This window comes from Rhodococcus sp. O3, from assembly GCF_048897285.1.
GTDB lineage: Bacteria > Actinomycetota > Actinomycetes > Mycobacteriales > Mycobacteriaceae > Rhodococcus.
Map to the genome: position 1 here is coordinate 1 of NZ_JBMBTE010000097.1, position 19125 is coordinate 19125.

The following is a 19125-nucleotide window of genomic DNA, read 5'->3' on the forward strand; positions in this document are numbered from 1 at the left end:
TCGACGTACCCGTCGTAGGCGGGCCGGTAGCCGCCGGACCGCCCCTCGAGGACGTACAGCGGGTCGTCGCCGGTCTTCGAGAATCCCTCGTCGCGCAGGTCCACCTTGCGGCTCTTGAACGTGCTGGTGTGTTCGAGTTCGTCGACGATCCGCACGAAGAGCGGCACCGCGTACGACGGCAGCGACGCGAACAGGTCCTGTGCGAGCCGCACGCCGTCGAGTTCGGCGTCCGGATGCAACGTCACGGCGGCCATGCCGGCGCGGCCGTCGGTGCCCGGGACCTCGACGCCGTAGACGACGGCCTCGGAGATCGCGTCGTGCGCCGAGAGCGCGCCTTCGACCTCGGTGGTCGCGACGTTCTCGCCCTTCCACCGGAAGGTGTCGCCGAGCCGGTCGACGAACGCGACGTGCATGTAGCCCTGGCTGCGCACGAGGTCGCCGGTGTCGAACCAGGTGTCGCCGTCGGCGAACCCGTTGCGCACCAGCTTGGCTTCGGTGGCCTCGGGGTCGGTGTAGCCGTCGAACGGCGCCCGGTCGGTGACCTTGGCGAGCAGCAGGCCCACCTCGCCGGTGCGGACGCGGCGCAGTCGGCCGTCCGCGCCGCGGCGGGCCTTGCCGGTGTCCTGGTCGTATTCGACCACCGCATACGGCAGCGGGCACACCCCGGCGGTGTGCGTCTGGTTGAGGGCGTTGATGAAGGCGATGTTGCACTCGCTGGCGCCGTAGAACTCGGCGACCCGGTCGATGCCGAAGCGCTCGGTGAACTCGGTCCACAGCTCGGGGCGCAGCCCGTTGCCGACGACGAGCCGGATGCCGTTCTCGCGGTCGTCGGGGCGCGGCGGTTGGTTGAGCAGGTAGCGGCAGATCTCGCCGATGTAGATGAAGGCGGTCGCGCCGTTGCGCTTGGCGTCCGCCCAGAATCCCGACGCCGAGAACTTGCGGCCGAGTGCGAGGGTCGCGCCGGATGCCAGCACCGACGACAGCGCGACCGTCAGGGCGTTGTTGTGGTACAGCGGCAGACAGCAGTACAGGGTGTCGTCGCGGCGCAACCGGACGCCGAGGCTGCCGAGCCCCGACATCGACTTCAGCCAGCGGAAGTGGGTCATCCGGCTGGCCTTGGGCAGGCCGGTCGTGCCGGACGTGAAGATGTAGTACGCGGTGTGATGGGCGTGCAGCTGCTCGGTGACCGCGGGGTTCGCGGAGTCGGCGTCGGCGGCGAGTGCGTCGAGTTCCCCGACCCGCAGCGGGGACGTGCCGAGGGATGCCGGGTCGATCGACGACAGTGCGTCCTCGCATTCCTCGCCCACGATCAGGATGCGGCTGCCGATCAGGCCGAGGCTGTGCGCGAGGACATCGCCGCGCTGGTTGTGGTTGAGCATGCCCGCGGCGGCACCGAGTTTGACGGCCGCGAGGGTGATCAGCAGCGCCTCGGGCCGGTTCTTCATGAGGATCCCGACGACGTCACCGGTCTGCACCCCGCGCTGCGCCAGGACGCTGGCGTAGCGGTTGACCTGAGCGTTGGCATCCCCGTAGCTGATCGAGTCGCCTTCGAACCGCAGGAACGGCCGGTCCGGCCGGCGGTCGGCGACACGCTGGAAGACCAGACCGATCGATTCCCGGGCGTCGGGACGCCGCGTCAGACCCAGCGCACCGCGCAGCAGGCTGGGCAGGTCCGGCAGCATCGCCGGCAGCTGGCCGGCAAGGCCCGACAGGGAGACGGTCGATTTGTGCTCGGTGGTCACTGGCATCCTCTCGGAAGGTCTGCACACAGCGGCGAAGGACAGCTTCGACCTCCAACCTACTCGAGAGTAAGCACGCTGGCGAGGGTTCGGGATGCGCTAGCTCACAACACCGATCGCACAGCGATCCAGGGCATCCGCAACCTCCGCGGTGACCTGGAGCCCGTCGAGCGCACGCTGCGCGACGAATCCCGTGCCGACCATCGACCGGAGCCACTCGAGCAGCCCGGTGTAGTGCCCCACCGGATCGAGCAGCACCACCGGCTTGTCGTGCATGCCCAGGTACCCGGCCGTCCACGTCTCGAACAGTTCCTCGAGGGTGCCGATACCGCCGGGCAACGCGATGAACGCGTGCGCCCGATCCTCCATCACCTGTTTGCGTTCCCGCATCGTCTCGGTGACGATCAGCTCGTCGGCGTCGATGTCGGCGACCTCGCGATGGACCAGCGCCTTCGGGATCACGCCCACGGTGTGCGCACCGGCCGCGCGGGCCGCGTCGGCGACCGCGCCCATCATCGACACGTTGCCGCCACCGGACACGAGCTGCCAGCCTCGTCGGCCGATCTCGGTGCCCACCGCCGCGGCCAGCTCCAGATACGACCCGTCGACCGGCCCGGACGCGCAGTACACGCACACCGACAACGCGACCGGCTGCCCGTCCACCGCGCCCGGTGCCGGCGCCCCGTTCACCACGACGTGTTCCCCTCGTACAACGTTTCCGCCTCTTCCCCGCGGTGGGCCTCGACGATGATGCGCACCGCCTCTTCGACGCTGTCGCTGACCGACAGCAGATCCAGGTCGCCGGGCGAGATCTTGCCGTCGCGCACCATGACCGCGCGGATCCAGTCGAGCAGTCCCGACCAGTAGTCCGAGCCGAGCAGCACGATCGGGAACCGGGTGATCTTGTGGGTCTGCACGAGGGTCACGGCCTCGAACAGCTCGTCGAGCGTCCCGAATCCGCCGGGCAGACAGACGAACGCCTGCGAATACTTGACGAACATCGTCTTGCGGGCGAAGAAGTACCGGAAGTTCAGGCCCAGATCGACCCATTCGTTGAGGGCCTGCTCGAACGGCAGCTCGATGCCGAGTCCGATGGAGAACCCACCCGATTCGCTGGCGCCGCGGTTCGCGGCCTCCATCGCACCCGGCCCGCCACCGGTGACGACCGCGTATCCCGCCTCGACCAGTGCCGCACCGAGTTTGCGCCCGAGCGCGTACTCGGGATCGTCCTCCGGCGTGCGCGCAGAGCCGAACACCGCGACAGCGCGCGGGACTTCGGCGAGCGCGCCGAATCCCTCGATGAACTCGCTCTGGATGCGCAGCACCCGCCACGGATCCGTGTGCACCCAGTCCGTGGGTCCGCGGCGGTCCAGCAGCCGCTGGTCCATCGTGGTCGTCTCGACCGCACGGTCGCCGCGCAACTGCACGGGACCACGTTGAACGATCTTCGCGCGGGACTTGCGCCGGCCGGATTCGGTGTCTGACATGGGGTTCACGCTATCGGGAGAGGTAGTCACGCAGCACCGCGGCCACATCGGTGATCTGCTGCACCGGGACGTGCTCGTCGCGCTTGTGCGCGAGATTCGGATCGCCGGGGCCGTAGTTCACGGCCGGGATCCCCAGCGCCGCGAATCGTGCCACGTCGGTCCAGCCGTACTTGGCGCGGAACCGGCCGCCCGCCGCCTCGACGAGCGCGGCCGCCGCCGGATCCGACAGGCCGGGCAGCGCGCCCGGCGAGGAGTCCGTGACTTCGAGTTCGACGTCGAGACCGTCGAACACCTCGCGTACGTGCGCGAGGGCCTGCTCGACGGTGCGGTCCGGCGCGAACCGGAAGTTGACGTCGACATCGGCCGCGTCGGGTACCACGTTGCCGGCGACGCCGCCGGTGATGCGCACCGCCGACAGTCCTTCCCGGTACACGCAGCCGTCGATGTCCACCGACCGGGCCTCGTACCGCGACAGCCGTTCGAGCACCGGGGCGAGACGGTGGATCGCGTTGTCCCCCAGCCACGACCGGGCCGAGTGCGCCCGAACCCCGGAGGTGGACAGCCGCGCCCGCAGCGTGCCCTGGCAACCCGCCTCGATCTGCCCGGCCGTCGGCTCGCCGAGGATCGCGACGTCCGCGGCCAGCCAGTCCGGCAGTTCCTTCTCGATCCGGCCGAGACCGTTGAACTCGGCGGCGATCTCCTCGCAGTCGTAGAACACGAGGGTCAGGTCGTGCGCGGGGTCCGCGACCGTCGCCGCCACGTGCAGGAACACCGCGTCGCCCGACTTCATGTCGACGGTGCCGCATCCCCACAGAAGATCGCCGTCGCGGCGGGACGGGACGTTGTCGGCGATGGGCACCGTGTCCAGGTGCCCGGCGAGCATCACCCGGCTGCCCAGACCCCGATTCGTGCGGGCGAGCACGGCATTGCCGCAGCGCACGATCTCGAAGCCGGAGGTCTGTTCGCGCAGCGCGGTCTCGACCGCATCGGCGATCACGGCCTCGTCGTGCGACACGCTGGGAATGTCCACCAGCGCGGCGGTCAACTCGACGGGATCGGCGTGCAGGTCCAGGCGTGGTACGGGCATAGGTGCACGATACGGAACGCGGGTTTTTCACAGGGCAGGCGCAGCCGGGCAATGCCCTCGCGTAATCTTCTCGACCGTGAGTGCACTCGGAGCATCGGCAGTAGGTATCGCGAACATCGCGGCGGACGGCACCGTCCTCGACACCTGGTACCCGGCGCCTACGCTGGGCGAATACGGCGAAACGGGAACGCAGCGGCTCGAAGGCACCGACATCCCGTCGGACCTGGCGCTGCTCGCCGGAACCGACGAGGCCCGCGAGGTCTCCCAGGTCGTGGTGCGCACCACGATCGCGGACCTGTCCCAGCCCCCGGCCGACGCGCACGACGTGTACCTGCGCCTGCACCTGCTCTCGCATCGTCTGGTGAAGCCGCACGGCCAGAACCTCGACGGCATCTTCGGCCTGCTCGCCAACGTCGTGTGGACCAACTTCGGCCCGTGCGCCGTCGAGAACTTCGAGACCGTCCGGTCCCGCCTGCGCATCCGCGGCCACGTCACCGTGTTCGGCGTCGACAAGTTCCCGCGCATGGTCGACTACGTCGTCCCCTCCGGTGTGCGCATCGCCGACGCCGACCGCGTCCGCCTCGGCGCCCACCTGGCGTCCGGCACCACGGTCATGCACGAGGGCTTCGTGAACTTCAACGCCGGCACGCTCGGCAGCTCGATGGTCGAGGGCCGCATCTCCGGCGGCGTGGTGGTCGACGACGGCTCCGACGTCGGTGGCGGCGCGTCGATCATGGGCACGCTCTCCGGCGGCGGCAAGGAAGTCATCTCGATCGGCAAGCGCTGCCTCCTCGGCGCCAACGCCGGTGTCGGCATCTCGCTCGGCGACGACTGCATCGTCGAGGCCGGGCTGTACGTCACCGCGGGCACCAAGGTCACCGGCCCGGACGGAACCGTCGTCAAGGCGAAGGAGCTCAGCGGGGCGTCGAACCTGCTGCTGCGCCGCAACTCGGTCAGCGGCGCCGTCGAGGTCGTTCCCAACAAGGGCACCGGCGTGGAACTGAACGCCGCCCTGCACGCCAACGACTGAGTCCGGCGCGCATCCGAACCCAGCAGCACCCGAACAGAGCAGAGCAGTGACCGAAGCCGGACAACCCCGCACCGAGATCGAGGATCTGGGCACCGGCCTGAAGGTCCGGCACCTGACGATGATGGGACTCGGTTCGGCCATCGGCGCCGGGCTGTTCCTCGGGTCCGGCGTCGGCATCGCCGCCGCCGGTCCCGCGGTGATCGTCTCGTACATCCTCGCCGGCATCATGATCATCTTCGTGATGCGGATGCTCGGCGAGATGGGTGCCGCGCTGCCCGCCAGCGGTTCGTTCTCCCACTACGCGCGCATCGGCATCGGCGAGTGGGCCGGCTTCACGATGGGCTGGCTCTACTGGTTCATGCTGATCATGGTGCTCGGCGTCGAGATCACCGGCGCCTCGAGCATCGTCAACTCGTGGATCCCCGCGGTGCCGCAGTGGGTGATCGCGCTGGTGTTCGTCACGTTCTTCGCGGTCGTCAATCTCGCGAAGGTCGCGAACTTCGGGGAATTCGAATTCTGGTTCGCCGCACTGAAGGTCGCGGTGATCGTCGCGTTCCTCGTCATCGGTGTGCTGCTGGTGTTCGGCCTGCTGCCCGGGACCGAGCCGGTCGGGACGACGCATCTGTTCGGTGACGGCGACGGCTTCGCACCGAACGGCATCGCGGGTATCGCCGCGGGTCTGCTCGCGGTCGCGTTCGCGTTCGGCGGTATCGAGATCGTCACCATCGCGGCCGCCGAATCCCGGGACCCGGAACGGGCCATCGCGACCGCGGTGCGCACGGTCGTCTGGCGCATCAGCATGTTCTACCTGGGTTCCATCGCGATCATGGTGCTGGTGCTGCCGTGGACCGTCGCGGGCAGCACCGACGATTCACCGTTCGTGTCCGTGCTCGACGTCGCGGGCATCCCGTACGTCTCCGGGTTCATGGAACTGGTCGTCGTGGTGGCGCTGCTGTCGGCCTTCAACGCGAACGTCTACGGAACGTCCCGGATGGCGTTCGCCCTCTCCCGCGGCGGCGACGGTCCCGCCGCCCTGAGCAAGCTCTCGCACACCGGGGTGCCGCGCAACGCGGTGCTGCTGTCGGTGTTCTTCGGGTTCGTCAGCGTGCTGCTGAACTGGCTGCTGCCCGACACCCTGCTCGAGATCCTGCTCAATGCGGTCGGCTCGGCGCTGCTGGCGATCTGGATCTTCGTCGTCGTCGCGCAGTTGCGCCTGCGTCCGCGGTTCGAGCGCGAAGGTGTCCTGACGGTCCGCATGTGGGCGTTCCCCTATCTGAGCTGGTTCACCCTGGCGATGCTCGGCGCTTTCATCGTGCTGATGCTGTTCGACGACGCAGCCCGCCTCCAGTTGCTGTCGACGCTCGTGCTGTTCCTGGTGATCACAGGGATCGGCTTCGTGTGGCAGCGCCGTACCCGGCAGCGCCGGGCCCGGCAGGCGCAGTAGCCGGCCGATCGAACCTCGCTAGCGGGTGCGGTCCACGAGGGCGCTGACGAAGATCGCCGAGATGTCGGCGGGGTCCTGCGCGATGTAGCTCGTTCCGCCGGTGGCGTGGGCAATCGCCGCGAGCGCATCCGCATCGGCGTCGTCCGTGATGCCGACCGTGACGATCACCACCGGCCGGGCCGGATTCTGGTCGCGCTCGAGCGTCGCGACCAGATCCTCCAGGCCGATGCCGTCCGGTTCGTCGTCACCACCGTCGGTCAGGACGATGACGCTGTTGATCGCGCGCGGGTCGTAGGTGGCCTGCATCTGCCGGAACGCTGCGAGTGTCGTGTCGTAGAGGGCGGTGCGGTCGCCCGCCCCCGACGCCGCCTCGGACGCCACCGTGGTGCTGAGCGTGTTCATCAGATCCCGCTGCAAGTGCCCGTCCACCATGGTGTCGAGCCGCCGGATGGGCAGCAGTTCGCGGTGGTCCTGCCCGGACCCGCCGAGATCGTCGGCGAACACCCACAGCCCTGCCTGCACGCTGCCCGAGAACATCGAGGTGGCCGAGCGCGCAGCCTGCTCGGTGAGCTCCAGGCGCGTGGCGCCGCCGACCGGCGTGTTCATCGACGCAGAGACGTCGACGGCGACGAGCGTGCGGATCGGCAGCGCCAGTACCGCCCATGCATGCAGCGCCTCCTGAGCGATGCTCTCGTCGCCGAGGGTCATCGCGGTGATCTCGCCGACCCCGGCACCGTCGGGCAGGGCACGCCCGGCGGGATCACGGAACCCGTGGGCGACGAAGACGTCCCGCGCCCACTGGGTCGAGAAGATGTCCGCCAGCATCCGCCCCGCCTCGGTCGCGGCGCGGTGCCGCTCCGGGTCCGGTGCCGTCACCACCAGCGAGTAGTCGAGCAGGATGCTGCCGTTGTCGGGCACCTTCGCCTCGAGCACCGCGCCCCCGAGCGCGTCACCGCCGTCGGTGCTGTACCGGTGGAACTGCTGTTCGGTGGCGACACCGACCCCGCCCTCCGACGCGATCAGGTCGAGCAGGACCTCACCGGTCGGTGGCTCGTCCGGCCGGGCGTTCTCGCGCTGCGCGAGGGGTGCCATCGCGGTGCGCACGGTGCCGATCGCGACCGGATCGTTCTCGGTTTCGGCGAGCGCCGCCCGGATCGGCGCGGCGGCAACACCGGTGCGCAGCGGATTGCCCGGACGCAGGTCCTTCAGGGCGAGGGCGGCCCGCCAGGTGGCCACCTCGGGGACCTGCCCGGGTCGTCCGACGAGGACCGCCGGCGTCGTCGCGATCGGCGTGAGGACGGTCTGCACCGGACCCGACGCCATCGCCGACGCGCGGGTCGCCCACCAGCCCGAATCCGGAATCCACAGGTCCGGTGCGCCCTCCCCGGTTCCGAGCAGGCCCGCGACGTCCCCGGGTTCGGCGACCGAGACGGTGAAGCGCGTACATCCGGTGTCGGCGCGGGCGAGCACCTCTTCGACCGCGTCCTCGATTCCGGGCGCCACCGCGAGGCTGTACTCGTCGACGACGTCGCACCGGTCCCGCCAGGCCCGGACCGCTCCCGCCACACCGGCGCCGAGTCCGACAAACAGTGCGACGACCAGCAGGTACGCCGCGGCCTTCCCTGTGGGGCGACGCTTCCGCTCGCCGGGCGGCACCGCCATACGACTCCTCCCCTGACCGATGATCCGGCCGACCTCCGGGTATTACCCCCCATATGACGCCGGTCACACCTTATCGGTCATGAGATGCAATCGTTACAGCATCGTGAGACCCCCGGCGTGTTCCGGGACGACGCCCTCCAAGCGCCGAGCCACGATCGCGGCCTGCAACTGCCGCAACCCGGACGGTCGCGTCGGGTCGTAGCCGGTCAGCTGCGCGATGCGCTTGAGCCGGTAGTCGACGGTGTTGGCGTGCACGTGGAGCGTGCGGGCGGTGAGCTGGCGGCTCAGGTCATGGGCGATGTGAGTCTCGAGCGTCTCGATGAGTTCCGGTGTGTCGTCGAGTGGTTCGAGGACCTGGGCGAGGTGTTCGCGCGCCGGGCCGGGGCGGGTGAGCTGGTACTCGAGCGCCAGGTCCTGCATGCGGTACACCCCGGCCGCGCGGCCGAGCTGTCGGACCAGATCGAGCAGTTCGTGGGCCTGCTGCGCTCCGGTCGGCACCTCGGAGACCGTCGCGTGGACCACGACGATCGTCACCGACACGCCGGCGACCGTCTCGATGCGCTCGCGCAGCATCGCGATGGAGTCGTCGCTGCGGGCGCCCGCGAGCAGCACCGTGCCGCCCTCCGGCCCGAGCAGCGCCAGCTGCCGCCCCTCGCAGGCCGCTTCCAGCTCGACCTCGACGCGGCGGAGGGTGCGGCGGGCGACGACGTCCTGCCGCACGTGCGGATTGCGGGTGTCGGGATGGCGGGCCAGTGCCAGACCCAGCACCGTGTACCCGTCGGCCAGCTCGAGCCCGGACCGCCGCGCGACCGCGGCGGCGTCCTGACCGCTCAGCAGGGCGGTGACCAGTTCCTGCGCGGCGACGTCCCGTTCCCGCTTGATCGCGTCGAGTTCGGCGACGAAACCGGTGGTGGCGGCGACGGTGACGCGCTCGAGCAGCGCCATCCACAGCCGGGACGCGGCGGCGATGGATTCGATGTCGCCCTCACCCGCGCGCTCGGTCACCAGTTCCCAGCCGAGGCGGATTCCCTCGTGATAGATCCGCAGCATGTATTCGAGCCGGAAACCGGCGCGCGCCCACTGCGCGGCGCTGCTGCGCAGCTCGGCCAGGTCGGCGTCCGACGGCAGCTCACCCGCGTCGAGCAGGTGGATCGCGATGCGCAGGCATCGGACCGTGACCTCGGTGACGTCACCGCGCAACGAATCGCCCGGCCGCAACGAGCACGGCGCGACGTGGTCGGCGAAGTGCGCGACGAGTTTGCGGGCCACCGCCGGCAGATCACGAAGCGGTACCGACGCCGGCTTTCCGTCGACGACGAATGCGGGCTCCCCACCCCCCGGAACCAACGGATGCACGTGATCTGTCCGCACGTGATCGGTCACAGACATGTTTCAACCCCCCAATGAGTAGACGCACCTACTGTGCAGAAAACAATCCGCCTTCGGGGGCGGAATGCGCAACCCCAAGTCACAGATTTCTCGCGAACTCCGTCCGGCGGGGCCCATCCACCCCGCCGGCGGCTCCTACCCGAACAGCAGCTTCTTCTGCACCTTCCCCATCGCGTTGCGGGGAAGGTCCTGCACCACCCGCACCTCCCGGGGGCGTTTGTGCACCGAAAGCTGCTGTGCCACAAGGTTGACGAGTTCGTCCTCGTCGACCGCCGGCCCACCCGGACGCGGCACGACGAACGCGACGATGCGCTGCCCCAGATCGTCGTCGGGCACGCCGACGACGGCGACCTCACGCACCGCGGGATGCCCGAGGAGGACGGTTTCGATCTCCCCCGCCCCCACCCGGAACCCGCCGGACTTGATCAGGTCGGTCGATTCGCGGCCGACGATCCGGTGGAATCCGCCGGGATCGATCACAGCGACGTCACCGGTGACGAACCAGCCGTCGTCGGTCTGTGATGCCGCGGTCGCGTCCGGGCGGTTGAGATAGCCGTCGAACAGCATCGGCCCACGAACCTGCAGCACACCGATGCTCTCGCCATCGTGCGGCACGTCGGCGCCGTGCTCGTCCCGCAGCCGGGTCTCCACGCCGCGCACCGGCGTGCCGACCCACCCCGGCCGGCGTTCCCCGTCGGCGCGGGTGCTCAACGTCAGCATGGTCTCGCTCATCCCGTACCGCTCGATCGGCGTGAGGCCGGTCAGTTCGCGCAGCCGCTCGAACACCGGCACCGGCAGCGGGGCGCTCCCGGACACCAGCAGCCGCGCGCCGCTCAGCGCCCGCGCCGACTCCTCGTCCTCGACGACCCGCGACCACACCGTCGGCACCCCGAAGTACAGCGTCCCCTGGGCCTCGGCGTACGCCTGCGGTGTCGGCTTGCCGGTGTGGATCAGCCGGCTGCCCACCCGCAGCGGCCCGAGGACACCGAGGATCAGGCCGTGCACGTGGAACAGGGGAAGCCCGTGCACCAGGATGTCGCGGCTCGTCCAGTCCCACGCCTCGGCGAGCGCATCGATGCCCGCGGCGATCGCACGGCGGCTCAGCAGCACACCCTTCGGCGCTCCCGTCGTGCCCGAGGTGTAGAGCACGAACGCAACGCGCGCCGGATCCGGTTCGGGCAGCGCGTGCCAGTCCCGCGCGTGCAGCCGCACCGCGATCACCGGCAGTTGCGGCACGGCGTCGTCGGGATCGGGTGCCGCTCCGAGCCATGCCTGGGCACCGGAATCGTTCAGGATGTGTGCCCGCTCGGCCGGACCGGAATCCGGCGGCACCGGAACGACCGTGACTCCCGCGAGCAGCGCACCGACGACCGCGACAACGGTCGACGCCGTCGGGGTCGCGAGCACCGCGACCCGCTCGGCCCGCGCGACGCGCGCCGCAACGGCGGTCGCGGCACCGAGGAGGTCGCTCCGGGACAGGGTGTGCCCGTCGATCCGGACGGCGTCGGGCACGTCGTCGCCGCGCGCGACGGCGAGGGGATTCAGCGAGGACAGAAGTGCAGACACGGCATCACCTTCCCACAGACCGCATTCTCGGGTCCCCACGACCACCCGGCAGGGACTTACCTCGAGGATTGCGGCGCCGTGGACCGACGAAATAGGGTCGAACATATGAGCGATACGAATCGTCTGCGTGTCGGTGAACGCCTGCGGCCTCGCGTGGTGACGCACAACTCGGCGTCGGTCGACGGTCGGCTGGCGCTGTCACCCGATCTGCTGCTGATGATGGACGAAAGATGGCCGGTCCTGGCGGGATCGGCATATTCGGACGTCAAGCGGCGACACAGCCCGACCGTGATCCTCGAGGGCAGCGGTTCGTTCGTTCGAGACCGCGACCTGCCGGGCGCGCTTCCTGCGGCCACGGAAAGTCGCGAAGTCCTCCTCGAGAACTACCTGCCGGACGCCGCTGTCGAGGCGGCGACGAACGGCTGGCTCGTGGTGCCGGACAGCCGAGGTCGAGTTCGCTGGCTCTACAAGCAGTTTCCCGGTGCGGACTGGGAGGGCTGGCACCTCCTCGTCCTGGTGTCCACCGAGACTCCCCTCGAGTACCTGTCGTTTCTCCGGCGGGAAGGAGTTCCGTACCTGGTCGCAGGGCGGTCCCGGGTCGACCTGGGGCAGGCGCTGTGTCTTCTGCGGGAGAAGTTCGGTGTCGAAACCGTCCTGTCGACCGGCGGTGGCCGATTGAACGGGGCGCTCCTGCGGGCCGGGCTCGTCGACGAGATCGAGGTCGAGGTCGTCCCCATCGCGGTCGGCGGCACCGACACGCCGACGATGTTCACGGCACCCGACCTGCCGATCGACGGGCATCCGACCCGGCTTCGGCTCGTGTCGGTGGATCGTCGTTCCGGCGACAGGGTTCTCCTGCGGTATTCGGTGCCGGACGACGAGTAGCGCGAGTGTCAGGTTCCGACCGTCGCGGCCGACACCGGGCGAGTCGGCGGCATCACGGTGCCGAGGACCGCGCCGAGCAGCATGCCGCACAGCACCGCCACACCGTGTGCGTCGTCGATCAACAGCAGCAACGCGCCGATCGCGAGGATCGCCAGCGACACCGCCAGTTCGAGGCGACGGGCGCCCATCGACAACCAGAGTCCGGCGGTCGCCGCGGCCAGGGCGAACGCCGCCGCGGAGCAGCCGGCACCGGCGGACGGCGACACGAACGACGTGAACAATCCCCACATCAGCTGTCCGCCGGCGAACAGGGCGAGCGCACGGCCCGGGCCCCACACGCGCACGCCCGCGACCGCCAGCACGGCGAGCAGCACCAGGTTCGCGACGGTCGCGGCCGCTCCCCCGTCCTGGACGAGGACCGACGTGCCGATCCGCCACCATTCGCCGTCGTTGCGGATCTGCACCGGGTTGCGCCGGAACATCTCGTCGAGCGCGGGCACGGCGACCCGCAGCAGTGACGGAACGGCCACGATCAGCCACAGCACGGTCGCGGCGAGAGGCGGTGGCCACAGGAACGTCCTGAGGTCGCGGGCACGGGCCCAGCGAAGCGCAAGCAGCGTCGCCAGCACGGCGAACAGGACATACAACACCGCCGATCGCGGATCGTCGCCTGAGGTGCTCACGGACGCCAATCTACCTGCGTACGACCGGTTTCTCGGGTTACCGAGCCCGATCAGCCGAGTCGGGACGCGGCCGCGGCGATCCTCTCGTCCGTCGCGGTCAGCGCGATCCGCACGTGCTGCACACCACCGGGACCGTAGAACTCGCCCGGCGCGACCAGGATTCCGCGTTCGGCGAACCAGTCGACGGTCGCGCGGCACTCCTCGCCGCGCGTCGCCCACAGGTAGAGCCCGGCCTCGGAGTGGTCGACGGTGAAGCCGGCGCCGCGGATCGCCGCGAGCAGCACCTCGCGCCGCGCGCGGTACCGCTCGCGCTGGATGTTCTCGTGCTCGTCGTCGAGCAGCGCCGCGGTCATCGCGGACTGGATCGGCAGCGGCAGCATCATGCCGGAGTGCTTGCGCACCTCGAGCAGGTCCGCGACCAGTTCGGCGTCACCGGTGACGAACCCGGCGCGGTAGCTGGCGAGGTTCGAGGTCTTCGACAGCGAGTGCACGGCCAGCAGGCCGGTGTGGTCGCCGTCGCACACGCTCGGGTGCAGGATCGACAGCGCTTCGCCTTCCCAGGTCAGCCCCAGGTAGCACTCGTCGGACACGACGACGGCGCCGCGACTGCGGGCCCAGTCGACGACCTTGCGCAGATGCTCGAGGCCGAGCACCTTGCCGGTCGGGTTCGACGGGGAGTTCACGAACACCAGCGCAGCACCCTCGGGGCCGAGCCGGTTGAGGCCGTCGGCGCGGATCAGCCGCGCGCCGGCGAGCAGACCGCCGACCTCGTAGGTCGGGTAGGCCAGTTCGGGGATGACGACGAGATCGTCGGCGCCGAGACCGAGCAGGGTCGGCAGCCACGCGATCATTTCCTTGGTGCCGATCGCCGGCAGGATCGCCGACTCGGCGATACCGGTGATGCCGTAGCGGCGTGCGAGCGCACCGACGGCGGCGGACCGCAGTTCGGCGGTGCCGTGGGTCGTGGGATAGCCCGGCTCCTCCGCGACCGCGACGAGTGCCTCGCGGATCACCGGGGCAACCGGGTCGACGGGGGTTCCGACCGAGAGGTTGACGATCCCGTCAGGATGCGCCGACGCCTTCTCCTTCGCGTCGGTCAGCGAGTCCCAGGGGAAGTCCGGCAGTGATTTCGCCACCGAACGTCGTGCACGTGTGGTCACCGTGGAGGTCAACTCATTCCTCGCCCATGGGAGGAAGCGCCTTGATGAACGGCGGGTCGTAGTCGACCTTGCCGAGCTTGGCAGCGCCACCGGGGGAACCGAGATCGTCGAAGAAGTCGACGTTCGCCTTCACGTAGGCGGACCACTCGTCCGGCACGTCGTCCTCGTAGAAGATCGCCTCGACGGGGCAGACCGGCTCGCACGCACCGCAGTCGACGCACTCGTCGGGGTGGATGTACAGCATGCGACCGCCCTCGTAGATGCAGTCGACGGGGCATTCCTCGATGCATGCCTTGTCCATCACGTCCACGCACGGCTCCGCAATCGTGTACGTCACTGCTGTTCTCCCTGCCTTTCACTATGCCCGCCGACCTGCGCGGTCCCGCCCGAATCGGCCACCCGCGGCAACCGACGCCGTCCAGTATCCCCCGTCGGGCGGGGACCCTCGCGAATTAGGGTGCCCTGACCTGCCGGAGGACCGGTGCGGACGTCCCGGCCGCCACCGTCAGGCGACGGTCACACCGATGTCGCGGCGCGCGTACGCGGTGGTGCGCTGACGCGCCGGACGGCCGATGCCCTCGGCAATCGCGACCAGTTCGGCGACGGTCTTCTCCGATCCGTGCTGCGATCCCGCCATCCGGGAGATGGTCTCCTCCATCAGGGTGCCGCCGAGGTCGTTGGCGCCGCCCTGCAGCATCGCCTGCGTCCCGGCGACCCCGAGCTTGACCCAGCTGGTCTGGATGTTGTCGATCCGCCCGTGCAGCATGATCCGGGCCAGCGCGTGCGTGGCGCGGTTGTCGCGCATCGTCGGACCCGGCCGGGACGCGCCCGCAAGGTACAGCGGCGACGACTGGTGCACGAACGGCAGCAGCACGAATTCGGTGAAACCACCGGTGCGGTCCTGGATTCCGCGCAGCACGTTCAGGTGCCCGACCCAGTGGTGCGGCTGGTCGACGTGCCCGTACATCATCGTCGAGCTCGACCGCAGCCCCACCTCGTGCGCGGTCGTGACGACGTCGATCCACTCGGCGGTGGGCAGCTTGCCCTTGGTGAGCACCCAGCGCACCTCGTCGTCGAGGATCTCGGCGGCGGTGCCCGGGATGGTGTCCAGGCCGGCCTCGCGCAGTTCGATCAGCCAGTCGCGGGTGGAGATGCCGCTGCGCGCGACGCCGTTGGCGATCTCCATCGGCGAGAACGCGTGCACGTGCATCGTCGGGACCCGCTCCTTGACCGCGCGCACCAGGTCCGCGTAGCCGGTGACCGGCAGTTCCGGGTCGATACCGCCCTGCATGCACACCTCGGTGGCACCGGCGACGTGCGCCTCCCACGCCCGGTCCGCGACTTCGCTCGTGGACAGGGTGAACGCGTCGGCGTCGCCCTTGCGCTGCGCGAACGCGCAGAACCGGCAGCCGGTGTAGCAGATGTTGGTGAAGTTGATGTTCCGGTTCACCACGTACGTCACGTCGTCGCCGACGGTGTCGCGGCGCAGTGCGTCGGCGAGGGCGACGACCGCCTCGAGGCCCGGGCCGTCGGCGGTCGCCAGCGCCAGGTACTCGGCGTCGGAGCAGCCGGCGGGATCGCGTTCCGCCGAGCGCAGGGCCGCCAGCACATCGGTGTCGACCCGCACGGGCGCGCTCGCACCAAGGGCGAGTACCTGTTCGCGGACGGTTTCCCAGTCACCGAAGGCGCTGCCCAGGTCGGAGCGGTGCTCGGTGTTGCGGCCGGTGACGTCGATCTCGGAATTCAGGTCGACGCGTCCGGACGACTCCCAGTCGATGTCCGGTTCCTGCCAGGGCAGCCCGGACGGGATCACGTCGGCGGCGAGCCCGGTCTGCGGGTCGGCCAGCGCCCGCACGTGGGCCGCGATCCGCGGGTCGATCCACGGCTGACCGGCCAGCACGTACTGCGGTTGCGCGGCGATCCGTTCGGTGAGGGTGAATCCGGCGTCCGCGCTGATCTGCGCGAGCGTGTCCAGGTTCGGCCACGGCCGCTCGGGGTTGACGTGGTCGGGGGTCAGCGGCGACACGCCACCCCAGTCGTCGACGCCGGCGGCGAGCAGGGCCCGGCACTCGTCGTGCGAGACGAGGTTCGGGGGTGCCTGGATGCGCATGCCGGGGCCGAGCACCAGGCGGGCCACGGCGATCGCGGCCCGGAACTCGTCGAGATCGGCGTCGTCGTGACCCCGCATCGCGGTGTCGTCCTTGGCCCGGAAGTTCTGCACGATGACTTCCTGGATGTGACCGAATGCCTTGTGCGACTTGCGGATCGCGGCGATCGACTCGGCGCGTTCGGTGAAGGTCTCGCCGATGCCGACGAGGATGCCGGTGGTGAACGGAACCGAGAGCCGCCCGGCGTCGGTGAGCACCCGCAGACGCACCTGCGGGTCCTTGTCCGGGCTGCCGTGGTGGCACTGCCCCTTCTCGGTGAACAACCGCTCGGAGGTCGTCTCGAGCATCATGCCCATCGACGGCGCGACCGGCTTGAGCCGGGAGATCTCCGCCCAGCTCATCACGCCCGGGTTCAGGTGCGGCAGCAGGCCGGTTTCCTCGAGTACCCGGATCGCCATCGCCCGCACGTAGTCGAGGGTCGAGTCGTAGCCGCGCTCGTCGAGCCACTGCCGGGCCTCGGGCCACCGGTCCTCGGGCCGGTCACCGAGCGTGAACAGCGCTTCCTTGCAGCCGAGTTCGGCGCCCTGCCGCGCGATCTCCAGGATCTCGTCGGGTTCGAGGTACATGCCTCGGCCCTCCGCCCGCAGTTTGCCGGGCACGGTGACGAACGTGCAGTAGTGGCACTTGTCCCGGCACAGCCGGGTGATCGGCACGAACACCTTCCGCGAATACGTGACGGTGCCGGGACGTCCCGCCTCGGCCAGACCCGCGTCCCGCACCCGCGCCGCGGACGCGCACAGGTCCTCGAGATCCGCGCCGCGGGCCTGCAGCAGGACGGCGGTCTCGTCGACATTGAGCGTCACGCCGTCGCGGGCCCGGCGCAGCGCTCGGCGCATCCCCGGCACAGCCCGCTCCTCGGTCCGCCCGGCGATGCCGGGGCGGACCGAGGGCAGGGGAAGGTTCGTGACGGGAGCGTCGTCGTCAGTGGAGCGGGTCATTGGGCGATCATGCGCCACGACTCCGACGCGTGCCACCTCCGGGTGCTCACTCCCTGGGATAGTCCTCGTCTTCGGGCACGGACAGGCTCTGCTCGACGGCGTCGACAGGATCGACCTCGAGCGGAACCTGCTCGGGCACCACGTCCTCCGCGGTTTCGTCGTCGTACGCGTCCGTGACCTGCTCGATCCGATCGGCCTCGGGCAGTCCGGCGAATTCGTCGGGGCGCACTGAACCAGGCATCACAATCCTCCTCGTCTCGACGTTTCGACCAGGCGGCCCGCGTGCCGGACCGGCCGGTACAACCGAGCCTATCGGCTGTGCGCGCTCCCGGCCCGTGATCGCGTCCCACCTGCGTGTTCCCTCGGGGTCCGGAGACTCGTAGGCCGGATCCGACCGAGTCGCGCAATACTCGGGGACGACCACCGCAGCGACGAGGAGCACGAATTGACACGGGATTCCGAACTGGGCAGACCTACCGCCCGGACCGTTCCACCGACACCGGTGGTGATGGACGATCCCGCGTGGCGTCCGAGCCCGAAGGCCCGGGTGCTGTGGGCCGTGAACGCCGCGCTGCTGTGGATCCCGATCGTCGCCGCGCAGATCGTGTGGGCGATCGTCGACGCCGGTCACGGCCCGTGGCACGTCGCAGCCGCGGTCGCGACGCTGGTGCTCGCCGCCGCACACATCGGCCTCGTGCCGGTGTGGCGATACCGGGTGCATCGCTGGGAGATCAGCGACACCGCCGTCTACACCCGGTCGGGATGGTTCACGCAGGAACGCCGCATCGCGCCGATCTCCCGGATCCAGACCGTCGACACCGAGCGCGGCCCGATCGACCGGTGGCTGGGGCTGGCGACGGTCACCGTCACCACCGCGTCGTCGGCGGGAGCCGTGGAGATCGCGGCCCTCGACGTCGCGGTCGCCGACGCCACCGCGGCGCGGCTCACCGAGATCGCCGGACGCAACGGGATCGACGCGACGTGAGCATCGAATCCGTCCCCCCGGAATCCGAGAGCCCGGCCGCGCTCGCCGCCGAGTCCGAGCAGCCCTGGCTGCGGCTGGATCCCCGGATGCTGCTGGTCCACCCCGTGCAGGAGATCCTGCGGCTGCTGCCGGTGCTCGCCGTGTCGGTGATCGTCGGCAGCAGCAGCGGCAATCACGGATGGGGTCTGGCGGTCGCCGGGCTGCTCGTCGTCGTCGGTGTGCTGCGGTGGTTCACCACCACCTATCGGATCGGCCCGGCGCACGTCGAGCTGCGACGCGGGTTGCTGCAGCGGCAGGTGCTGTCGATTCCGCGCAGCCGCATCCGTTCGGTGGATGTCGACCGCCGCGTCATGCACCGCCTCCTCGGGCTCGCCTCGGTGCGGATCGGCACCGGTCAGGCCACCTCCGGCGGCCACGACCGCAACCGGTTCGAACTCGACGGTCTCGCGATCGGTGCAGTGCCGGCCCTGCGCGAGGCGCTGCTGTCCGGCCACCCCGTCACGGACGACCGTCCCGACAAGGCCCCCGCAGCCGCCCCCACCGAGATCGAGCTCGCCCGCCTGCAACCGTCCTGGGTGCGCTACGCGCCGTTCTCCACGACCGGGCTCGTCGCGGTCGCCGCGGTCGCGGGTGTGGTGTTCCAGTACGGGCTCGGGGAACGCCTCGCCGAGTCCGGCACCGTGCAACGCGGCATCTCGTGGGTCACCGCGGCCGGTCCGGTGATCGCGGTCGCGGTCGGGGCGGTGGTGTTGCTGGCGATCGCGAGCGCCGCGGCGTGCGTGCGGTACCTGCTGCTCTACGGGAACCTGCTCGTCACCGACGACGGCCGCACCCTGCGCATCGGTCACGGGCTGCTGCGGGTGCGGCACACCACCCTGGATCGGGCGCGGCTGCGCGGCGCG

General features: G+C 70.1%; 17 protein-coding genes. 5 read left to right on the plus strand and 12 right to left on the minus strand.

The genetic code is table 11. The annotated features are described in order from the left end of the window. The 4 genes from ACN675_RS21650 to dapE form a co-directional block, all read right to left on the minus strand. The coding region (locus tag ACN675_RS21650) for a long-chain-acyl-CoA synthetase (protein ID WP_420752804.1) at positions 1 to 1742 on the minus strand (1742 nt) is incomplete at its 3' end. A gap of 96 nt (positions 1743 to 1838) precedes the next feature. After that, on the minus strand, positions 1839 to 2432 hold the full coding sequence (locus tag ACN675_RS21655) for a TIGR00730 family Rossman fold protein (protein WP_420752805.1): 594 nt from the start codon (positions 2430 to 2432) through the stop codon (positions 1839 to 1841). Further along, positions 2426 to 3226 (minus strand): TIGR00730 family Rossman fold protein, encoded by an 801-nt coding sequence (locus ACN675_RS21660; protein WP_420752806.1) that lies wholly within the window; start codon positions 3224 to 3226, stop codon positions 2426 to 2428. Before ACN675_RS21660 ends, ACN675_RS21655 begins: the two co-directional genes overlap by 7 nt. A 10-nt stretch (positions 3227 to 3236) precedes the next feature. Beyond that, complete coding sequence (gene dapE / locus ACN675_RS21665; RefSeq protein ID WP_420752807.1) at positions 3237 to 4313, minus strand: succinyl-diaminopimelate desuccinylase; 1077 nt, start codon at positions 4311 to 4313, stop codon at positions 3237 to 3239. Positions 4314 to 4389: 76 nt separating this feature from the next. On the opposite strand from dapE, the gene dapD reads away from it, so the two are divergent. Continuing rightward, complete coding sequence (gene dapD, locus ACN675_RS21670) at positions 4390 to 5343, plus strand: 2,3,4,5-tetrahydropyridine-2,6-dicarboxylate N-succinyltransferase (protein ID WP_420752808.1); 954 nt, start codon at positions 4390 to 4392, stop codon at positions 5341 to 5343. Positions 5344 to 5461: 118 nt separating this feature from the next. Next, complete coding sequence (locus ACN675_RS21675; RefSeq protein WP_420752818.1) at positions 5462 to 6787, plus strand: amino acid permease; 1326 nt, start codon at positions 5462 to 5464, stop codon at positions 6785 to 6787. Between the two features lie 18 nt (positions 6788 to 6805). Here the strand turns inward: ACN675_RS21675 and ACN675_RS21680 are convergent, their stop codons facing one another. The 3 genes from ACN675_RS21680 to ACN675_RS21690 all read right to left on the minus strand — a co-directional run bounded on the left by ACN675_RS21680 (position 6806) and on the right by ACN675_RS21690 (position 11404). Continuing rightward, positions 6806 to 8449 carry a hypothetical protein gene (locus ACN675_RS21680; RefSeq protein WP_420752809.1) on the minus strand — a complete coding sequence of 548 codons (1644 nt, stop codon included), beginning with the start codon at positions 8447 to 8449 and terminating at the stop codon, positions 6806 to 6808. 93 nt (positions 8450 to 8542) lie between these two features. Beyond that, positions 8543 to 9838 (minus strand): PucR family transcriptional regulator, encoded by a 1296-nt coding sequence (locus ACN675_RS21685; RefSeq protein ID WP_420752810.1) that lies wholly within the window; start codon positions 9836 to 9838, stop codon positions 8543 to 8545. 135 nt (positions 9839 to 9973) lie between these two features. Further along, positions 9974 to 11404 (minus strand): acyl-CoA synthetase, encoded by a 1431-nt coding sequence (locus ACN675_RS21690; protein ID WP_420752811.1) that lies wholly within the window; start codon positions 11402 to 11404, stop codon positions 9974 to 9976. 105 nt (positions 11405 to 11509) lie between these two features. Between ACN675_RS21690 and ACN675_RS21695 the strand changes: the two genes are divergently transcribed. Further along, the gene (locus ACN675_RS21695; protein WP_420752812.1) at positions 11510 to 12289 is read left to right on the plus strand and encodes a RibD family protein; all 780 of its coding nucleotides are present in this window, start codon (positions 11510 to 11512) and stop codon (positions 12287 to 12289) included. Positions 12290 to 12297: 8 nt separating this feature from the next. On the opposite strand, the gene ACN675_RS21700 is transcribed toward ACN675_RS21695, so the two are convergent. The 5 genes from ACN675_RS21700 to ACN675_RS21720 form a co-directional block, all read right to left on the minus strand. Then, entirely contained in the window at positions 12298 to 12972 is a 675-nt protein-coding gene (locus tag ACN675_RS21700) for a rhomboid family intramembrane serine protease (RefSeq protein ID WP_420752813.1), read from the minus strand. A gap of 50 nt (positions 12973 to 13022) precedes the next feature. Next, positions 13023 to 14108, minus strand: a complete 1086-nt coding sequence (dapC, locus tag ACN675_RS21705; protein ID WP_420752814.1) for a succinyldiaminopimelate transaminase — start codon at positions 14106 to 14108, stop codon at positions 13023 to 13025. 37 nt (positions 14109 to 14145) lie between these two features. Further along, on the minus strand, positions 14146 to 14469 hold the full coding sequence (fdxA, locus tag ACN675_RS21710; protein WP_138997778.1) for a ferredoxin: 324 nt from the start codon (positions 14467 to 14469) through the stop codon (positions 14146 to 14148). A gap of 168 nt (positions 14470 to 14637) precedes the next feature. Further along, the gene (locus ACN675_RS21715) at positions 14638 to 17238 is read right to left on the minus strand and encodes a bifunctional FO biosynthesis protein CofGH (RefSeq protein WP_420752815.1); all 2601 of its coding nucleotides are present in this window, start codon (positions 17236 to 17238) and stop codon (positions 14638 to 14640) included. 46 nt (positions 17239 to 17284) lie between these two features. Then, entirely contained in the window at positions 17285 to 17479 is a 195-nt protein-coding gene (locus tag ACN675_RS21720; protein ID WP_420752816.1) for a hypothetical protein, read from the minus strand. 267 nt (positions 17480 to 17746) lie between these two features. On the opposite strand from ACN675_RS21720, the gene ACN675_RS21725 reads away from it, so the two are divergent. Together ACN675_RS21725 and ACN675_RS21730 are read left to right on the plus strand one after the other, a co-directional pair. Beyond that, a complete protein-coding gene (locus tag ACN675_RS21725; protein WP_420752819.1) occupies positions 17747 to 18223 on the plus strand; it encodes a PH domain-containing protein in 477 nt (158 codons plus the stop codon). After that, the coding region (locus ACN675_RS21730; protein ID WP_420752817.1) for a PH domain-containing protein at positions 18220 to 19125 on the plus strand (906 nt) is incomplete at its 3' end. The genes ACN675_RS21725 and ACN675_RS21730, both read left to right, overlap by 4 nt.